The organism is Variovorax sp. PDC80, from assembly GCF_900115375.1.
Taxonomy (GTDB): domain Bacteria; phylum Pseudomonadota; class Gammaproteobacteria; order Burkholderiales; family Burkholderiaceae_C; genus Variovorax.
Map to the genome: position 1 here is coordinate 230,498 of NZ_FOWG01000009.1, position 15,713 is coordinate 246,210.

The 15,713-nt window shown below is 69.7% G+C and carries 18 protein-coding genes; 9 read left to right on the forward strand and 9 right to left on the reverse strand.

Annotated elements, in window-relative coordinates:
* Position 1: 1 nt before the first annotated feature.
* From BM109_RS25390 to purM, 5 genes are all read right to left on the reverse strand, one after another.
* Positions 2-1,012, reverse strand: coding sequence for a GlxA family transcriptional regulator (locus tag BM109_RS25390; RefSeq protein WP_093348867.1), 1,011 nt, complete (start codon positions 1,010-1,012; stop codon positions 2-4).
* Positions 991-1,623, reverse strand: coding sequence for a DJ-1/PfpI family protein (locus BM109_RS25395; RefSeq protein WP_093348871.1), 633 nt, complete (start codon positions 1,621-1,623; stop codon positions 991-993). The genes BM109_RS25390 and BM109_RS25395 overlap by 22 nt, the downstream gene beginning before the upstream one ends.
* Complete coding sequence (locus BM109_RS25400) at positions 1,620-2,177, reverse strand: isochorismatase family protein (protein WP_093348873.1); 558 nt, start codon at positions 2,175-2,177, stop codon at positions 1,620-1,622. The genes BM109_RS25395 and BM109_RS25400 overlap by 4 nt, the downstream gene beginning before the upstream one ends.
* A gap of 128 nt (positions 2,178-2,305) precedes the next feature.
* Positions 2,306-3,382 (reverse strand): AI-2E family transporter, encoded by a 1,077-nt coding sequence (locus BM109_RS25405; protein WP_093348876.1) that lies wholly within the window; start codon positions 3,380-3,382, stop codon positions 2,306-2,308.
* A 35-nt stretch (positions 3,383-3,417) separates the two neighbouring features.
* Complete coding sequence (purM, locus tag BM109_RS25410) at positions 3,418-4,467, reverse strand: phosphoribosylformylglycinamidine cyclo-ligase (RefSeq protein ID WP_093348878.1); 1,050 nt, start codon at positions 4,465-4,467, stop codon at positions 3,418-3,420.
* Positions 4,468-4,610: 143 nt separating this feature from the next.
* On the opposite strand from purM, the gene hda reads away from it, so the two are divergent.
* The 6 genes from hda (at position 4,611) to BM109_RS25440 (ending at position 10,155) form a co-directional block, all read left to right on the forward strand.
* Positions 4,611-5,297 carry a DnaA regulatory inactivator Hda gene (gene hda, locus BM109_RS25415; protein ID WP_281077707.1) on the forward strand — a complete coding sequence of 229 codons (687 nt, stop codon included), beginning with the start codon at positions 4,611-4,613 and terminating at the stop codon, positions 5,295-5,297.
* Between the two features lie 19 nt (positions 5,298-5,316).
* Entirely contained in the window at positions 5,317-6,933 is a 1,617-nt protein-coding gene (pcnB, locus tag BM109_RS25420; RefSeq protein WP_093348884.1) for a polynucleotide adenylyltransferase PcnB, read from the forward strand.
* Positions 6,930-7,685, forward strand: a complete 756-nt coding sequence (gene folK / locus BM109_RS41825; RefSeq protein ID WP_371268837.1) for a 2-amino-4-hydroxy-6-hydroxymethyldihydropteridine diphosphokinase — start codon at positions 6,930-6,932, stop codon at positions 7,683-7,685. The genes pcnB and folK overlap by 4 nt, the downstream gene beginning before the upstream one ends.
* Before the next feature lie 28 nt (positions 7,686-7,713).
* Positions 7,714-8,322 (forward strand): trimeric intracellular cation channel family protein, encoded by a 609-nt coding sequence (locus BM109_RS25430; RefSeq protein WP_093348886.1) that lies wholly within the window; start codon positions 7,714-7,716, stop codon positions 8,320-8,322.
* A gap of 164 nt (positions 8,323-8,486) precedes the next feature.
* The gene (locus BM109_RS25435; protein WP_057590652.1) at positions 8,487-9,131 is read left to right on the forward strand and encodes a DUF47 domain-containing protein; all 645 of its coding nucleotides are present in this window, start codon (positions 8,487-8,489) and stop codon (positions 9,129-9,131) included.
* A gap of 13 nt (positions 9,132-9,144) precedes the next feature.
* Positions 9,145-10,155 carry an inorganic phosphate transporter gene (locus BM109_RS25440; RefSeq protein ID WP_057590651.1) on the forward strand — a complete coding sequence of 337 codons (1,011 nt, stop codon included), beginning with the start codon at positions 9,145-9,147 and terminating at the stop codon, positions 10,153-10,155.
* A gap of 6 nt (positions 10,156-10,161) precedes the next feature.
* Here the strand turns inward: BM109_RS25440 and BM109_RS25445 are convergent, their stop codons facing one another.
* Positions 10,162-10,638 (reverse strand): hypothetical protein, encoded by a 477-nt coding sequence (locus BM109_RS25445; RefSeq protein WP_143129256.1) that lies wholly within the window; start codon positions 10,636-10,638, stop codon positions 10,162-10,164.
* Positions 10,639-10,932: 294 nt separating this feature from the next.
* On the opposite strand from BM109_RS25445, the gene BM109_RS25450 reads away from it, so the two are divergent.
* The gene (locus tag BM109_RS25450; protein ID WP_093348891.1) at positions 10,933-12,225 is read left to right on the forward strand and encodes a porin; all 1,293 of its coding nucleotides are present in this window, start codon (positions 10,933-10,935) and stop codon (positions 12,223-12,225) included.
* Positions 12,226-12,434: 209 nt separating this feature from the next.
* On the opposite strand, the gene BM109_RS25455 is transcribed toward BM109_RS25450, so the two are convergent.
* The 3 genes from BM109_RS25455 to BM109_RS25465 all read right to left on the reverse strand — a co-directional run bounded on the left by BM109_RS25455 (position 12,435) and on the right by BM109_RS25465 (position 14,654).
* A complete protein-coding gene (locus tag BM109_RS25455; RefSeq protein WP_256222768.1) occupies positions 12,435-13,526 on the reverse strand; it encodes a helix-turn-helix transcriptional regulator in 1,092 nt (363 codons plus the stop codon).
* Positions 13,527-13,654: 128 nt separating this feature from the next.
* The gene (locus BM109_RS25460; protein WP_093348893.1) at positions 13,655-14,101 is read right to left on the reverse strand and encodes a TM2 domain-containing protein; all 447 of its coding nucleotides are present in this window, start codon (positions 14,099-14,101) and stop codon (positions 13,655-13,657) included.
* Between the two features lie 31 nt (positions 14,102-14,132).
* Entirely contained in the window at positions 14,133-14,654 is a 522-nt protein-coding gene (locus tag BM109_RS25465) for a GNAT family N-acetyltransferase (RefSeq protein ID WP_093348896.1), read from the reverse strand.
* Positions 14,655-14,871: 217 nt separating this feature from the next.
* Here BM109_RS25465 and rpsP point away from each other — a divergent pair, with 217 nt between their 5' ends.
* Together rpsP and rimM are read left to right on the forward strand one after the other, a co-directional pair.
* Positions 14,872-15,135: a 30S ribosomal protein S16 gene (gene rpsP, locus BM109_RS25470; protein ID WP_057590647.1), complete on the forward strand. Its 264-nt coding sequence runs from the start codon at positions 14,872-14,874 to the stop codon at positions 15,133-15,135.
* Between the two features lie 18 nt (positions 15,136-15,153).
* A complete protein-coding gene (gene rimM / locus BM109_RS25475) occupies positions 15,154-15,708 on the forward strand; it encodes a ribosome maturation factor RimM (RefSeq protein ID WP_093348898.1) in 555 nt (184 codons plus the stop codon).
* Positions 15,709-15,713 lie beyond the last annotated feature (5 nt).

The window sequence follows — 15,713 nt, forward strand, 5'->3', positions numbered from 1 at the left end:
CTCAGCCGCGCGCCAGCCCGCCCGCGTCCGACGGCGAACCCGGCAGCCCGAACTGGTGCCAGGCACGGCGCAACTGCGTGTCGGAACCAAAGCCCGACAGCTCGGCCGCTCGCGTCACGCTGGCGCCCGAGGCCAGCGCCAGTTGCGCGGCCGCCAGCCGCAGCCGGCGCAGGTAGGCCAGCGGCGCCACGCCGGCATGCTCGACGAACAGCCGCGTGAGGTGGCGCGCCGAGGTGTGGGCCACCTCGGCCATGCGCGGCACGTTCCAGTCGGCCTGCGGTCGTTCGCTGACCGCGTCCTGCACGCGGTGCAGCGCGGCATGCAGGTGGTTGCGGTAGGCCAGGAAGGGCGACAGCTCGGGGTCGTGCGGGCCGCGCCGCAGCGCCACCACCATGGTCTGCGCGACCTGCGCCGCCAGCGCCTCGCCGCAGGTGTCGGCGATGCGGTGCAGCAGCAGGTCGATGCCGGTGGTGACGCCGGCGCTGCTGTAGACCGGTGGATCGAGCACGAACACCCGATTGCCCACCACCTCGCAGCGCGGCTCCACGGCGCGCAGCTCGTCGAGGTGATGGTGGTGCGTGGTGGCGCGCCGTCCGGCCAGCGCGCCCGCGTGGGCGGCCAGCAGGCTGCCGGCGCAGATGGTCAGCAGCTCGAGCCGTCCCGCCTCCAGCCGCAGGCCGCGCAGCCAGTGCAGCAGGTCCTGGGTCTCGGGCGTGTCGATCGGGATCGTGTCGCCCGGCATGCCGACCAGCACCACCCAGGCGGCGCTGTCGGCACCATTGGCGGCGGGCAGGTCCGGCAGCGGCGCCAGCCCGGTCAGCGCGATGCCGACCGAGCCGACCGTGTCGGGCCGCGGGCTCGCGAACTCGATCGCGAAGCGCGGCGGCGCCCCGGCGGCGCGCAGCCGCTGGTTGGCGATGCGCAGCGCCTCGGCCGGCCCGGCCCAGTCGAGCACCAGGCTGCCGGGCAGCAGCACGAAGACGACGCGGATCAGGGTGGGTTGTGCGTCCATGCGTAGTCCATCTGGCGCGCGGTGCGCTCGGCCAGTTCGCGGCCGGCCAGGCGCTCGACCAGATGCAGGCTCATGTCGATGCCGGCACTGATGCCGGCCGAGCTCAGGATCCGGCCGCCGTCGACCCAGCGCACGCCTTCGCGCACCTCGAGCGCGGGGAAGCGTTCGCGCAGATCGGCCAGGTCCTCCCAGTGCGTGGTGACGGCCTGGTCGGTGACCACGCCGCTGGCCGCGAGCAGGAAGACGCCGGTGCAGACCGAGGCCACCAGCCGCGCACCCGCGGCCTGCCGCGCGATCCACTGCAGCGTGGCGGCGCTCGCGAGCGGCGCGTCGACCACGCCGCCGGGCACGAGCAGCAGGTCGGCCTGCGGCGCGTCGGCCAGGTCGTGCGCGGCCAGCAGCTGCAGCCCGGCGCGCGCCTGCACCGGCCGCGCGGGCGCGCCCTCGGCCACGGCCGCGACCTCGAAGGGCGCCGGTTCGTCCGGCCGCAGCCGCCGGTGCACGCGGCTCGCGGTGGTGAACACCTCGAACGGGCCCGCGAAGTCCAGGGCCTCGATGCCGTCGAAGGCCAGGATCAGCACGCGCAGCGCGGCGCCCGGTGAAGAACTCATGCCGCGCGTTCCAGCGCCTGCGCCACGCCGCAGATGGTCGCGAAGCGTCCCGCGAGCACGGTCGCGGTGCGGGCCTTGATGTCGACGGCCGAGAGCGGCGTGCCGTCGGGCTGCGTCATGTCGAAGGTCAGCGTGGCGTCGGTCACGTAGTCGACCTCCCAGCCCAGGTCGGAGGCGTGGCGGGTGGTGGTCTCGCAGCACTGCTCGGTGCGGATGCCGCTCACGATCAGCCGGCCGATGCCCTGCTGGGTGAGCCAGATGTCGAGCCCGCTGTTGACCAGCGCGCTGTGGCGGTGCTTGGTGAAGGTGGCGGCGGCCTCGAAGCCGGCCACGCCCTCGATCGGGCGCACGAAGCCCGATTCGACCGCGAAGGGGTTGGCGGCGGTGCTCGGTCCGTCGACGTGGTAGATGCGCACGATCGGCAGGCCGGCTTCGGCCGCGCCGGCGATCAGCGCGTTCTGCGCCGCGAAGTAGGGCGCCGCGAGGCGTTCGTTCCAGTACGGGCGCTGGCGGAACGATTCCTGGGCGTCGATCACAATCAGACAGGTCTTCATGGCGGATTTTCCGAAGGCGAAGTGGATGATGCGCCCAATTCTTGGCGGTTTCACGCCCGCGGGCCGCTCGGGAGCGGACCAGAATCGATCAGATCAGGACATCGCCCGGCGCGCAGGGCGCCGCCGCCTCAGACCAGGCCGCCGGCCTGCAGCTCTTTCTTGAGGTAGGCGTAGAACAGCGGCGCCGCCACCAGCCCGGCCGGGCCGAACACCGCCTCGGCCACGAACATCACGGCCAGCAGCTCCCACACGCTCATCTGCGTGCGACTGCCCACCACCTTGGCGTTGATCACGTACTCGGCCTTGTGGATCAGGATCAGGAAGGCCAGGCAGGCCGCCGCGGTCACCGGCGACACCGACAGCGCCACCAGCGTGATCACCGCGTTGCACACCAGGTTGCCCACGATCGGCACCAGCCCGGCCACGAATGTCAGGGTGATCAGCGCGGGCGTGTAGGGCAGGTGCGGGCCCCACAGCGGCATCAGCACCAGCAGGAAGATGGCGGTCAGCAGCGTGTTGAAGGCGGCGATCCAGAACTGCGCCGCGACGATCTGGCCGAAGGCCTGGCCGAACATCGTGATGCGCTGGTGCAGTTCCTCCGACAGCGGCCGGCGCGGTCCGCGCGCATGCGCCACCGCGGCCAGCCCGCCGATGATCAGCCCCACGTAGGCGAACAGCAGCGCCCCGAGCCAGGCCCGGCCGGTGAGCGCCAGCATGCCGGCCTGGGCGCGCATGTAGTTCGCCACCATGCGCTGGATCTCGGCCGCGCCCTCGGGCAGGTAGACCGCGATCTCGGGCGGCAGCTTCAGCCGCAGCTCGAGCACGGTGCGTGCCGTGTAGTCGAGCAGCTCGCGGTACTGGTCGGGCGCGTCGATGATGTATTCCCGCGCCTGCGACAGCCCCAGCGTGATCAGCGCGATCGGTGCCAGCAGCACCAGCGTGACCGCCACCACGCGCGCGATGCCGTCGCCGCGCGCGCGCAGCGGCGCGACGCGCGCCAGGCCGCGCCCGATCAGCCGCGCGAAGAAGCGCGTGGCCAGGAAGCCGATGCAGGCGCACAGCAGGCCCGGCAGCAGGTGCTGCCACATCACGAGCATCAGGCCCGCGAGCATCAGCAGGTAGCTGGCGATCACCACGTTGCGCGGCGCGCTGCCGCTGCGTGGCGGCACGGGAGCGATGGGGGCGGTGGGCAGGGGCTTGGTCATCCGGGAGGGCGCTCGCGCGTCGAAACCCGGTTCGTTCAGGCGACGACCACGGCCGCGCCCTCGCCGCGCTTGGCGATGACGCCGATCTCGTGCACCGTCTCGCCGGCGGCGCGCAGCGTGGCGGCGCAGGCGGCGGCCTCGGCCGCGTCGATCACCACCACCATGCCGATGCCGTTGTTGAAGGTGCGGTTCATCTCGATGTCGTCGATGCCGGCCACCTTCTGCAGCCAGGCGAACAGCTCGGTCTGCGGCCAGCTGCCCTTCTTCAGGTGGGCGGCCGTGCCTTCGGGCAGCACGCGCGGGATGTTCTCAAGCAGGCCGCCGCCGGTGATGTGGGCCAGCGCCTTGATCGGGTGCTTGCCGAGCGCCTCGAGCACCGGCTTCACGTAGAGATGGGTGGGCTCCATCACGGCCTCGCGGAAGGGCTTGCCGTCGAGCGTGGCGGGCAGGTCGGCACCGTCTTGTTGAGCGCGCTCGATCACCTTGCGCACCAGGCTGAAACCGTTGGAATGCACGCCGGCCGAGGCCAGGCCCAGCACCACGTCGCCGGGCTTGACGTCCTGGCCGGTCAGGATCTTCGATTTCTCGACCGCGCCGACCGCGAAGCCCGCCAGGTCGTATTCGCCGGCCGGGTACATGCCGGGCATCTCGGCGGTTTCGCCGCCGATCAGCGCGCAGCCCGAGAGCTCGCAGCCGCGCGCGATGCCGCCCACCACCGCCGCGGCGGTGTCGACGTCGAGCTTGCCGCAGGCGAAGTAGTCGAGGAAGAACAGCGGCTCGGCGCCCTGCACCAGCACGTCGTTGACGCTCATGGCCACCAGGTCGATGCCGACCGTGTCGTGCATGTTCCACTCGAAGGCCAGCTTGAGCTTGGTGCCCACGCCGTCGGTACCGCTCACCAGCACCGGCTCCTTGTAGCGCTTGGGCACCTCGAACAGCGCGCCGAAACCGCCGATGCCGGCCAGCACGCCTTCGCGCATGGTTTTCTTCGCGAGCGGCTTGATGCGGTCGACCAGCGCGTCGCCGGCATCGATGTCGACGCCGGCGTCCTTGTAGCTGAGCGGAGTGGGCAGAGGGGAGGTCATGGCTGGTTGGGAGCGAGAGGAATGGAAAGCGCACCGGCCGCGATGGCACCCCGGGGGGAGGGTCAAAGGGCGAAACGGCCGGGCCGATAGAATTCCGGACGATTTTACGGGCGTTGACCGCCCCCTCCATGAACCTTCCCGGGATGAAACAGCTCGCGCTCGATATCGGCATCGCGACGGGCCCCAGCTTCGACGCCTTCTTTGCCGGCCCGAACGAGGCGGCGCTGCGGCACCTGCAACTGTGGGTGGGCGGCGCCGGCAGTCCGGCGCTCCACTCGCCCGTGCCCACCTACCTGTGGGGCGAAAGCGGCAGCGGCAAGACCCATCTGCTCGAATCGGTGCGCGTGGCGCTGCGCGAGCAGGGCGCCAGCGTGGGCTGGCTGCACGCCGGCCTGCTGGAGCCGCCCGAGTTCGACGAGCGCTGGGTCGCCGTGCTGCTCGACGACGTGCACCTCTACACCGCCGTGCAGCAGCACGCGGCCTTCAACTGGTTCGTCAACGCGCAGAGCCTGCAGCGTGGCGTGGTGGCCGCGGGCGCGCTGCCGCCGGCCGACCTGCCGCTGCGCGAGGACCTGCGCACCCGCCTCGGCTGGGGCCACGTGTTCCATCTGCAGGTGCTCGGCGAGAGCGAACGACGCGCCGTGCTGCGCCAGGCCGCCGATGCGCGCGGCGTGATGCTGTCCGACGATGTCCTCGACTACATGCTGCACCGCTTCAGCCGCGACCTCGGCAGCCTGATGGAGCTGCTCACGCAGCTCGACGGCTATGCGCTGCAGACGCAACGCGCGATCACCATTCCGTTGATCCGCTCCATGCTCGAAAACGAATAAGAAGAACCCTTCTCAACCAATGATCAAGAAATTCATCGACAAGCTGCTCGGCAAATCCGCCGGCGGCGCACAGGGAAAGAGCCGCTTCGGCAAGCGCGAGGAAGTGCCGGCGGAGGTTCACCGGATCGATCCGGCCCTGGTCGACGAACGCGCGAAGAACGTGGTCACCACCCTGCAGCAGGCCGGCTTCGAGGCCTACGTGGTGGGCGGCGCGGTGCGCGATCTGCTGCTGGGCCTGCGGCCCAAGGACTTCGACGTGGCGACCAATGCCACGCCCGAGCAGGTCAAGGGGCTGTTCCGCCGCGCCTTCATCATCGGGCGGCGCTTTCGCATCGTGCACGTGGTGTACGGGCGCGGCCGCGAGCACGAGGTGATCGAGGTCTCGACCTTCCGTGCCTACATGGACGCGGCCGCCGCCGGCCAGGTCAGCGGCAACGAGCGCACCAGCAAGGGCGAGCTCGCGGGCATGACCCATGCCGTGGACGCCAGCGGCCGCGTGCTGCGCGACAACGTCTGGGGCCCGCAGGAGGAAGACGCCGCGCGCCGCGACTTCACCGTCAACGCGATGTACTACGACCCGGCGCGGCAGGTGGTGATCGACTACCACCACGGCATCCGCGATGCCCAGAAGCTGGTGCTGCGCATGATCGGCGACCCGGCCGTGCGCTACCGCGAGGACCCGGTGCGCATCATCCGCGCCATCCGCTTCTCGGCCAAGCTCGCGGCCCTGGGCTTCAAGCTCGAGCCCAAGACCGGCGCGCCGCTGGTCGAGTCGAGCAAGCTGCTGGCCGACGTGCCGCAGAGCCGCCTGTTCGACGAGATGCTCAAGCTGCTGCAGACCGGCCACGCGATCGCCACCGTCGAGCAGCTTCGCAAGCTGGGGCTGGCCAAGGGCATCTACCCGCTGCTCGACGTGGTGGTGGAGCGTGCCGACCTGCCGTTCGTGAAGGCCGCGCTGCAGGACACCGACCGCCGCGTCGGCGAGGGCAAGCCGGTGGCGCCGAGCTTCCTGCTGGCCTGCGTGCTGTGGGCCGACGTGCGCGACGGCTGGGCCCAGCGCCAGGAAGGCCGCAACGGCCAGCGCGCGCAGCCGCCGTTCCCGGCGCTGCAGGACGCGATCGACGACGTGTTCAACGCGCGCATCGGCGATGTCTCGGGCCGCGGCAAGCTGGCCGCCGACATGCGCGAGATCTGGATGATGCAGCCGCGCTTCGACAAGCGCACCGGCTCCACGCCCTACAGCCTGGTCGAGCAGGCGCGCTTCCGTGCCGCCTTCGACTTCATGCGCCTGCGCGCCGACGTCGGCGAGGTCAGCGAGGCCATCGCCGAGTGGTGGCAGGAGTTCAGCACCTCGGACGACACGCGGCGCCAGGACCTGCTGGACCAGGTGCGCGACGAACAGAAGACGCGCCAGCGCGTGCGGGTGCGCAACACCGCGCCTGTGGCGGCCGCGCCCGGGGGCGCAGCGCCCAGGAGCGCCGCTGCGCGCAATGACGAGCGCGAGGACGACGAGACGACCGAAGGCGAGGGCGGCGCCGTGCCGCCCGATGGCGAGCCGGCCGCGCCGCGCAAGCGCCGCCGCCGCCGCAAGCCGCGCACCGGTGGTGAGGGCGGCGCGCCAGCCGCATCCGAATGAGTACCGCCAAGCGCCCGCCGGGCGGCAAGGCTGCGCCGGGGCGCAAGCCCGCGGGGGGCGGCGAGGGCCGCCGCCAGGCACCGCGCGATGCCCGCGATGGCGATGCGAAGCCGGGCCGCGCGCCCGGCCGCGGCGCCAGTTCCGCCGGTCCGGCCCGTGGTTCCAACGCCGCCGGTCCGGCCCGCAAGGGCGCGGCGCCGGCGCGCAAGCCGGCCGGTCGCTCGGGCGGCTCCGGTCCGGCCCGGCCCCCGAGCCGGTCCCGCGACGAGTACCCCACCGTCCAGGCCTTCATCGCGATCGGCGCCAACCTCGGCGATGCCGCCGCGGCGGTGCGCGCCGCGATCCTCGCCATCGGCGCGATCGAGCGCACCACCGTGACGGCGAGCTCCTCGCTCTACCGCAGCGCGCCGGTCGATGCCACCGGTCCCGATTTCATCAACGCCGTGGTCGCGGTGCGCACCGGCCTCACGGCCGAGGCGCTGCTGGCCGACCTGCAGCTGCTCGAGCTCGAAGCCGGGCGCGAGCGGCCGTTCCCGAACGCGCCGCGCACCCTCGACCTCGACCTGCTGACGCACGGCAACACGGTCAAGGACACGCCCGCGCTCACGCTGCCGCATCCGCGCATGCGCGAGCGTGCCTTCGTGCTCAAGCCGCTGGCCGAGATCGCGCCCGACAAGGTGCCGCGCGCCGCGCTGGCGCGCGTGTCGAAGCAGGTCATCGAGCGGCTGCGCGACACCGACGCCAAGGCCTGAGCGAAGGTTTCAGGGGAGGGCGGGCGCCATGCTGCTGTACGTCCTCGATCTCGCCGGCGTCGCGGTGTTCGCCGTCAGCGGCGTGCTGGCCGCGGCCCATGCGGGGCTCGACTGGCTCGGCGTGGTCGTGATCGCCTCGGTCACCGCGGTCGGCGGCGGCACCCTGCGCGACCTGTTGCTCGACCGCCATCCCGTGTTCTGGATCCGCGACACCCGCTATGCCTGGGTGATCCTCGCCGTCTCGGCGCTGGCCATCGCCTGGCTGCACGCGTTGCCGGTGCCGCAGCACGCGCTCGCGGTGGCCGATGCGCTGGGCCTCGGGCTGTTCGCCGTCATGGGCGCGCAGGTGGCCGAGGAGCAGCGCCGCGGCGCGCTGATCGTGGTGCTGACCGGCACCATGACCGGTGCCGCCGGCGGCCTGCTGCGCGACGTGCTCACGGGCCACGTGCCGCTGCTGCTGAGCGGCGGCTTCTACGGCTCGGCCGCCATCGCGGGCATCGTCGCCTACCTGCTGCTGCAGGCGGCGGGCCTGCCGCGGCGCTGGGCCTTCCATGCCGGCATCGCGCTGGTCGTGGCGCTGCGGCTCGGCGGCATCTACGGCGGATGGCAGCTGCCCGTGCTGAAGCTCGCGGCCTGAGTCGTTTTCGGGCCGGAAGGCGGCCGCGGCCGCCGTGCCTCGCGCATATACAACGAAAAGATCAACCCCCCAAGGTCCGGATCGCACGATCCGCCCGTTTAAACTTCGCGGGTTTTTTCATCAAGGCGTCATCAAGTTGTGATTGACGTCCTCCAGGAGTCGCCATGTTCGGCAAGCTGCTGCCCCGCGAGGGCAATTTCTTCGAGATGTTCAACCAGCACGCCGAGCGCATCGTCGAGGCGGCCCGGGCCTTCGAGCAACTCGTCACCAACTACAACGACGTGCACCTGCGCGAGCAATACAACCGCGACGTCGACAACGCCGAGCGCGCGGCCGACCGCGTCACGCACGACGTCAACCGGCTGATCCACAAGACCTTCATCACGCCGATCGACCGCGAGCAGATCCACAAGCTCATCAACACCATGGACGACGTGGCCGACCTGATCCAGGACTCGGCCGAGACCATGGCGCTGTACGACGTGCGCCACATGACCGACGAGATCGTGCGCCTCACCACGCTGAGCGTGAAGTGCTGCGACCGCCTCAAGGACGCCGTGAAGTACCTCGGCAAGATCGCCGACCCGGCCGTGGCCGAGGCCACCCTGAAGACCTGCGAGGAGATCGACCGCCTCGAGTCCGACGCCGACCGCGTGATGCGCAGCGCCATGAGCAAGCTGTTCCGCGAGGAGCCCGACGTGCGCGAGGTCATCAAGCTCAAGGCGATCTACGAGCTGCTCGAGACGATCACCGACAAGTGCGAGGACGTGGCCAACGTGATCGAGGGCATCGTCCTCGAGAACTCCTGAGCGGGCACGACCGATGGCAACGGTGCAGGTCGCCCTCTGGGTGGTGATGGTGCTGGTCGCGCTCGCGATCCTGTTCGACTTCATGAACGGCTTCCACGATGCCGCCAACTCGATCGCGACCGTGGTGTCCACGGGCGTGCTGCGGCCCGGCCAGGCCGTGGTGTTCGCCGCCTTCTTCAACCTGATCGCGATCTTCGTCTTCCACCTGAGCGTGGCGGCCACCGTGGGCAAGGGCATCGCCCAGCCCGGCGTGGTCGACGTGCACGTGGTGTTCGGCGCGCTGATCGGCGCCATCAGCTGGAACCTCGTCACCTGGTACTACGGCATCCCCAGCAGTTCCTCGCATGCGCTGATCGGCGGCATCGTCGGCGCCGTGATCGCCAAGACCGGCACCAGCGGCCTCGTCGCCTCGGGCATCTGGAAGACCGTGGCCTTCATCTTCGTCTCGCCGGTGCTGGGCTTCCTGCTCGGCTCGCTGATGATGGTGATCGTGGCCTGGACCTTCCGCCGTGCCACGCCTTCGCGCATCGACCGCTGGTTCCGGCGGCTGCAGCTGGTCTCCGCCGGCGCCTACAGCCTGGGCCACGGCGGCAACGACGCGCAGAAGACCATCGGCATCATCTGGATGCTGCTGATCGCCACCGGCTACGCCTCGGCCGGTGAGGCCGAACCGCCGACCTGGGTCATCGTGAGCTGCTATGCCGCGATCGCGCTGGGCACCATGTTCGGCGGCTGGCGCATCGTCAAGACCATGGGCCAGAAGATCACCAAGCTCAAGCCCGTGGGCGGCTTCTGCGCCGAGACCGGCGGCGCGCTCACGCTGTTCCTGGCCACCGCGCTGGGCATTCCCGTGTCGACCACCCACACCATCACCGGCGCCATCGTCGGCGTGGGTTCGGCGCAGCGCGCGAGCGCGGTGCGCTGGGGCGTCGCGGGCAACATCGTGTGGGCGTGGATCTTCACGATCCCCGCGTCGGCGTTCGTGGCGGCGATTGCTTACTGGGTGAGCTGGCAGATCTTCTGAGCGCGGCTACCACGCCTGGAACACCGCGCCCGGAACGACAAGCGCCGCCAGCGACGGTCCTGCGCTCTCGACCAGCGCGATGCACTCGCTCAAGGGCGCCATCTTCATCATCGAGCCTCGCCGTGCCTCGACGATGAAATCGATCTGGACCGTGCGGTCGTCGTTCACGTAGAACTGAAGCGTCTCGCCGAACTGGTCGATGAGGCCGAAGAAATTCCCGGGGTGGACGAGTACGCCGCGCATGTACTCCCTGATCTGCTCGAAGTCGAAGTAGGACTCGTCCTCCGGCTTCCCGAGGCCCCACCCGTCTTCGCGGTAGTCATGGTGGAACGCGACGAAGCCGGGGCGGTTTCTCTCGGGCCATTCGATCATGCGCAACTCCTTGGGGCCTGGATCGACATGCTGCGATCGACAGTGGACGAACAAGCCGTCGTTGTAGCGCGAGCCCGTCGTCGATGCGCGCAGCGCAGTGCGTTTCAGCACAACTTTCTGAGCCTGTTGTTATCGCGCCAAAGAGTCCCGATTCCATCGATGGGCTCTAAGGGTTGTCACGGACTCTTCACTCGCACACGAGACCATCACTGCACCCGATTGCTGATGCATCGTGTGCAGCGTCGCTCGGAGCCGGTCCCACGCCGGTGCCGAAAGAAACGCGATCCGATGCGCACGAGAAACCGCGGCGAGCCGCCGCGGAATCCCCGGTGTCCCCCCGTTCCGGGGTGGTTCCTCGAAGGACCGCCCAGGACGCTTGTTGTGCTTAAGAAAGAGGAAGCTGAAATGAAAAAATCCCTGGTGGCATTGGCCGCCGTGCTGGCGGCCGGCGGAGCGGCTGCTCAATCGTCGGTGACGCTGTTCGGCGTGGTCGATGCGAGCGTGAGCAACTACTCGACCAAGAGCGAGTACCGTGGCACGAACCCGCTGCTGATCGGCGCTTCGCGCAAGCAGAGCCAAACGGCCCTGGCGAACGGCAGCAGCAGCTCCAGCCGCCTCGGCTTCCGCGGCACGGAAGATCTGGGCGGTGGCCTGGCAGCGAGCTTCTGGCTCGAATCGGGCATCACCAACGATGACGGCAAGACCGGCGTGGCCGCGTTCGACCGTCGCTCCACCGTGAGCCTGTCGGGTGGCTTCGGCGAAATCCGCCTTGGCCGCGACTACACGCCCACCTACTGGAACGACAACGTGTTCGATCCCTTCGGTCTGCGTGGCGTGGGCACGAGCCTGATCAGCCGCGTCGGCGATTCGCTGTCGCGCAAGGGCGGCACCGCTCCCAACGGCGCTTCGGCCAGCGACAACTACGCGCGCGCCAGCAACAGCATCGGCTACTTCCTGCCGCCGAACCTCGGTGGTTTCTACGGCCAGTTCCAGTACGCGCTGCACGAGAACGTGAAGTTCGACGAGAACGTCATCGAGTCGCCATCCAAGCGCGGTTCGTACTTCGGCGGTCGCGTCGGCTATGCCAACGGCCCGCTCGACGTGGCTGTTTCCTACGGCCAGGACAACAAGGACTCCACGCCGCTGACCGCGACCACGGTCCTGACCCCGGCGCTGGCTTCGCAAGCGTTCAAGAACCGCATCAACACCTTCAACCTCGGTGCGAGCTACGACCTCGGCGCTGCGAAGCTGTTCGGCGAATACTCGTCGGCCCGCAACAAGTTCGACAACGTCACCACCCTGGGTGCTCTGAACTACGTCAACAGCGTGACCGACAAGTACGACGGTTTCCTGCTCGGCGTCAGCGTGCCGGTGGGCCCGGGCCAGATCAAGGCTTCGTACGGCTACCTGAAGTACAAGGCTGGCCAGAACCCCGTCGTGAACCCGGCCCTCGCGCTGTTCGGCAACCCCGAGCTGTCGACCAAGGCCAACCAGTTCGCGATCGGCTACGTGCACAACCTGTCGAAGCGCACCGCGCTGTATGCCACGCTCGCTCGCGTGCGCATCAAGGACGGTCAGAACAACCCGACCGTCTTCGGTCGCGTGACCACCGGTGGCGCCCCGGCCTACCTGGCCACCGCCGGCTGGGCACCGCGCTCGTCGACGGGCTACGACTTCGGTCTGCGTCACAGCTTCTGATTTCCGCGTCTTTTTTGTCTCCAAGGTTTGCCACCCGGCTCTGGTCGGGTGGTTTTTTTGGTTGGTACCCGGTGTCGGCACGACCGACCGCGCAGGCCCACCGGATGCGCGAGCCCTCGGGGCGCCGGGTCCTTCCCGCCTGATTTCCTTTTTTCTTCGCAGTGGACGGCCTCGCGCCGCGCCGCCGCATGGGCGTTCGCCGCCGGACGCTACGCCACCGACAGTGCCATGCGCACCAGGTCGATCTGCCGCTGGCAACCCATCTTGTCCATCAGCGCCGCGAGCTGCGTGCGCACCGTGTTGATGGAGACCGCCTGCGCCGCCGCATGCTGCTTGAGCGTCTGTCCCTCGACCAGCGCGACCAGCACCCGCGCCTCGGCCGGCGTGAGGCCGAAGGCGCCGCGCAGCAGCTCGGCATCGAGCGGCTGCACCCGATCGGGCAGATGCAGGCGCACGAGCAGCAACGGTTCGTTCGCCACGCGCAGATGCGCCTGTGCCTTCGTGAACTGCAGGCCGCAGGCCAGGCTGTCGCGGTCGGCGGGCATCAGCAGCCGCGTGGGCGCGCCGCCGGGCGCGGAGGCGCGCGCGAGGGTCGCCGCCAGCGCATCGCGCGCCCGCGCGGCGGGATGCCAGAGCCGGCCCTGGTGCACGCGCAGCGCGCTGCGGTGCGACAGCAACTCGGCCGCGTGGGCCGACACGTGCTGCACCGTGCCCGTGGCATTGACCAGCAGCATGGCCTCGCCGAAGGCTTCGAAGGCTGCTTCGGCGGTGGCGAGCCAGCCTTCGGCGTATTCGCGGCGACGCGCGAGCGCCGACTGCAGCGCGTGGGTGAAATGGCGCACCCGCTCGGAATCGAGATGGCTGCGCGTGCGCTGCAGCGGCCGGCTGCGCTGCAGGGTCAGGCCGCCGCGACGATGCGGGCCGTCCTCGATCTGGTAGCTGAGCATCTGGCGCATGCCGTAGCGCAGCATGTAGTCGGCGTAGTAGGCATTGCCCGACAGGTCGCCCGCGCTGAAGAACTCCGCCGTGTCGAGCCAGGTGCCGGGCGCCGCGCCGAGGGCCTTCGGCGTGATGATGTCCTGCTGGACGTAGTGCTCGCGGTAGACGCGCTCCGCCTCGGGGTCGACGTTCCATTGCTGGGCCGCCAGCATCTGGCCGCCGGCATCGACCATGATGAATGTCGCGCTCTCGCCGCCGATCAGGCCGCACGCGCCTTCGAGCACGCCGAGCCAGGGTGGCTCGGGGTCGGTCAGATGATGTACCGCGTCGAGCGCGCGACGCAGCACGGGGTCCTCCAGCATGGCAATGCTCCCTCGGCCCGTCGTGATTTATGGGCACACCATAACCGGGAAGGTGCAGCCGTCAATCATGGAAACCGGTGGTTGCGCCCGCTCTCCGCGGGGCGCATCGGCCGGCCGCGGCGCGCGGGCTACTGCGAGATCTTCCGGCCTTCTTCGACCTGGTGCTCGAAATAGCGCTGGAAGCTGAACACGATGCTGGCCATGAGGATGGTGCTGCCGAAGAACAGCGCGAGCACCACCGCGCCGATGGTGGCCCAGCTCGTGCGGCCGGGTTCGGCGTCGAGGGCGGCACCGGCGTTGTAGCGCGCGTTCCACTTCTCGGGCGTCATCAGGCCGTAGACGATGGCCGTGAGCGCGCAGCCGGCGATGGTGAAGCCGAGGAAGGGGATCAGCACCCAGCTCCAGCCGTCGTCCACGCCGTACATGCGCACGCGCTCGACGCCGTAGAGGCCGAGCGCGGTCGGGATCGGCAGCAGCCAGCCGAGCCAGTCGCCGAGTCCGCGCAGGTAGAAGCGGTGCAGGCCCAGCGGGCCGCCGAGGAAGGCCAGCCAGGCCGTGGTCGTCTTGCTTTTCATGCGGTGCTCGATCCTTGTTTCGTTGCTTCGTTCATTCGGGACGGGTGCTGCTGCCTTCGCCGATGGTCTTTTCCATCAGCACGACGTCGCGCCACTGGCCGAACTTCCAGCCGCAGTCCTTGAGCACGCCGACCTGGGTGAAGCCCTGGCCGCGATGCACGCCGATCGAGCCGACATTGGCCGAGTCGCCGATCACCGCGATCAGCTTGCGCACGCCGGCGGCCTCGGCCGCCTCGGCGAGGGCGGCCAGCAGCCGAGCGCCCAGGCCCTGGCCGCGCGCGGCCTCGGCCAGGTAGATCGAGTCCTCGGCCGAGTAGCGGTAGGCCGGCCGCGGCTTGAACCAGTTGCAGTAGGCGAAGCCGAGCAGCTCGCCGTCGCGCTCGGCGACCAGGTAGGGCAGCCCCTTGCCCAGCACGTCGGCGCGCCGGGTGGCCATCTCGGTGGGCGAGGGCGGCTCGGTCTCGAAGGTGCCGGTGCCGTGCAGCACGTGGTGCGCGTAGATGGCGGCGATCGCCGGAATGTCGTCTTCGCGGCTGGGGCGGATCGTTGTCATGAGGGGAAATTGGGGGGGCGAAATGGCCGTAAATGGGCCGGAAACTGGCCAGTGCAGGCAGGAATTCTCGGCCGGAACGCGGCGCGGGCTATAATCGCAGGCTTTTCAGCGTGTCGCTGGCCGGGTGGCCATGTCGCGTGTCTCGACGCTGGAAGAACATCGTGAGCAGGTTTTCATCTTCAAACACGAAGGCCTGCGACCCACCCAAGGATAAATCATGGTCGTCATTCGACTCTCCCGTGGCGGTGCCAAAGGCCGCCCGTTCTTCAACATCGTCGTGTCGGACAAGCGCGTTCGCCGCGATGGTCGCTTCATCGAGCGCCTGGGTTTCTACAACCCGACCGCCAAGGAAAACGAAGAAAGCATCCGCATCGCTCAGGACCGCCTGACCTACTGGAAGAGCGTCGGCGCCCAGCCGTCGCCCACCGTCGCGCGCCTGATCCGTCAAGCCGCCGCTGCCGCTCCCAAGGCTGCTGCCTAAGCAGCGCGGCCACCGGCGATGCTGCCCGCGCTCGAAGCCGCCGAATTGCCGGCGGATGCGATCGAAGTAGGACGCATCGCCGATGCCTGGGGCATCAAGGGCTGGTTCAAGGTCCTGCCCCACAGCGCCCAGCCCGAGGCGCTTTTTTCTTCCAAGCGCTGGTTCCTGCAGGCCCCCGGGGCTTCGGCGACCGCCGCTTTCCGGCTCGCGATCAGCGAAGCCAAGGAACACTCCGACTGCATCGTCGCCTCGTCGCGTGACGTGCCCGACCGCAATGCGGCCGAGGCGCTGCGTGGCGCGCGGGTGTTCGTGCCGCGCTCGAGCTTCCCGAGCACCGGCGACGACGAGTACTACTGGGTCGACCTGATCGGCCTCGAGGTCGTCAACCGCGAGGGCATCGTGCTCGGCACGGTGCGCGAGCTGCTCGCCTCCGGGCCGCAGACCACGCTGGTGATCGCGGCCGAGCAGGACGGCAAGGCCATCGAGCGCATGGTGCCCTTCGTCTCCGCCTTCGTCGACGGCGTCGACCTCGCGGGCCGGCGCATCACGGTCGACTGGCAGCCCGACTACTGACCTCG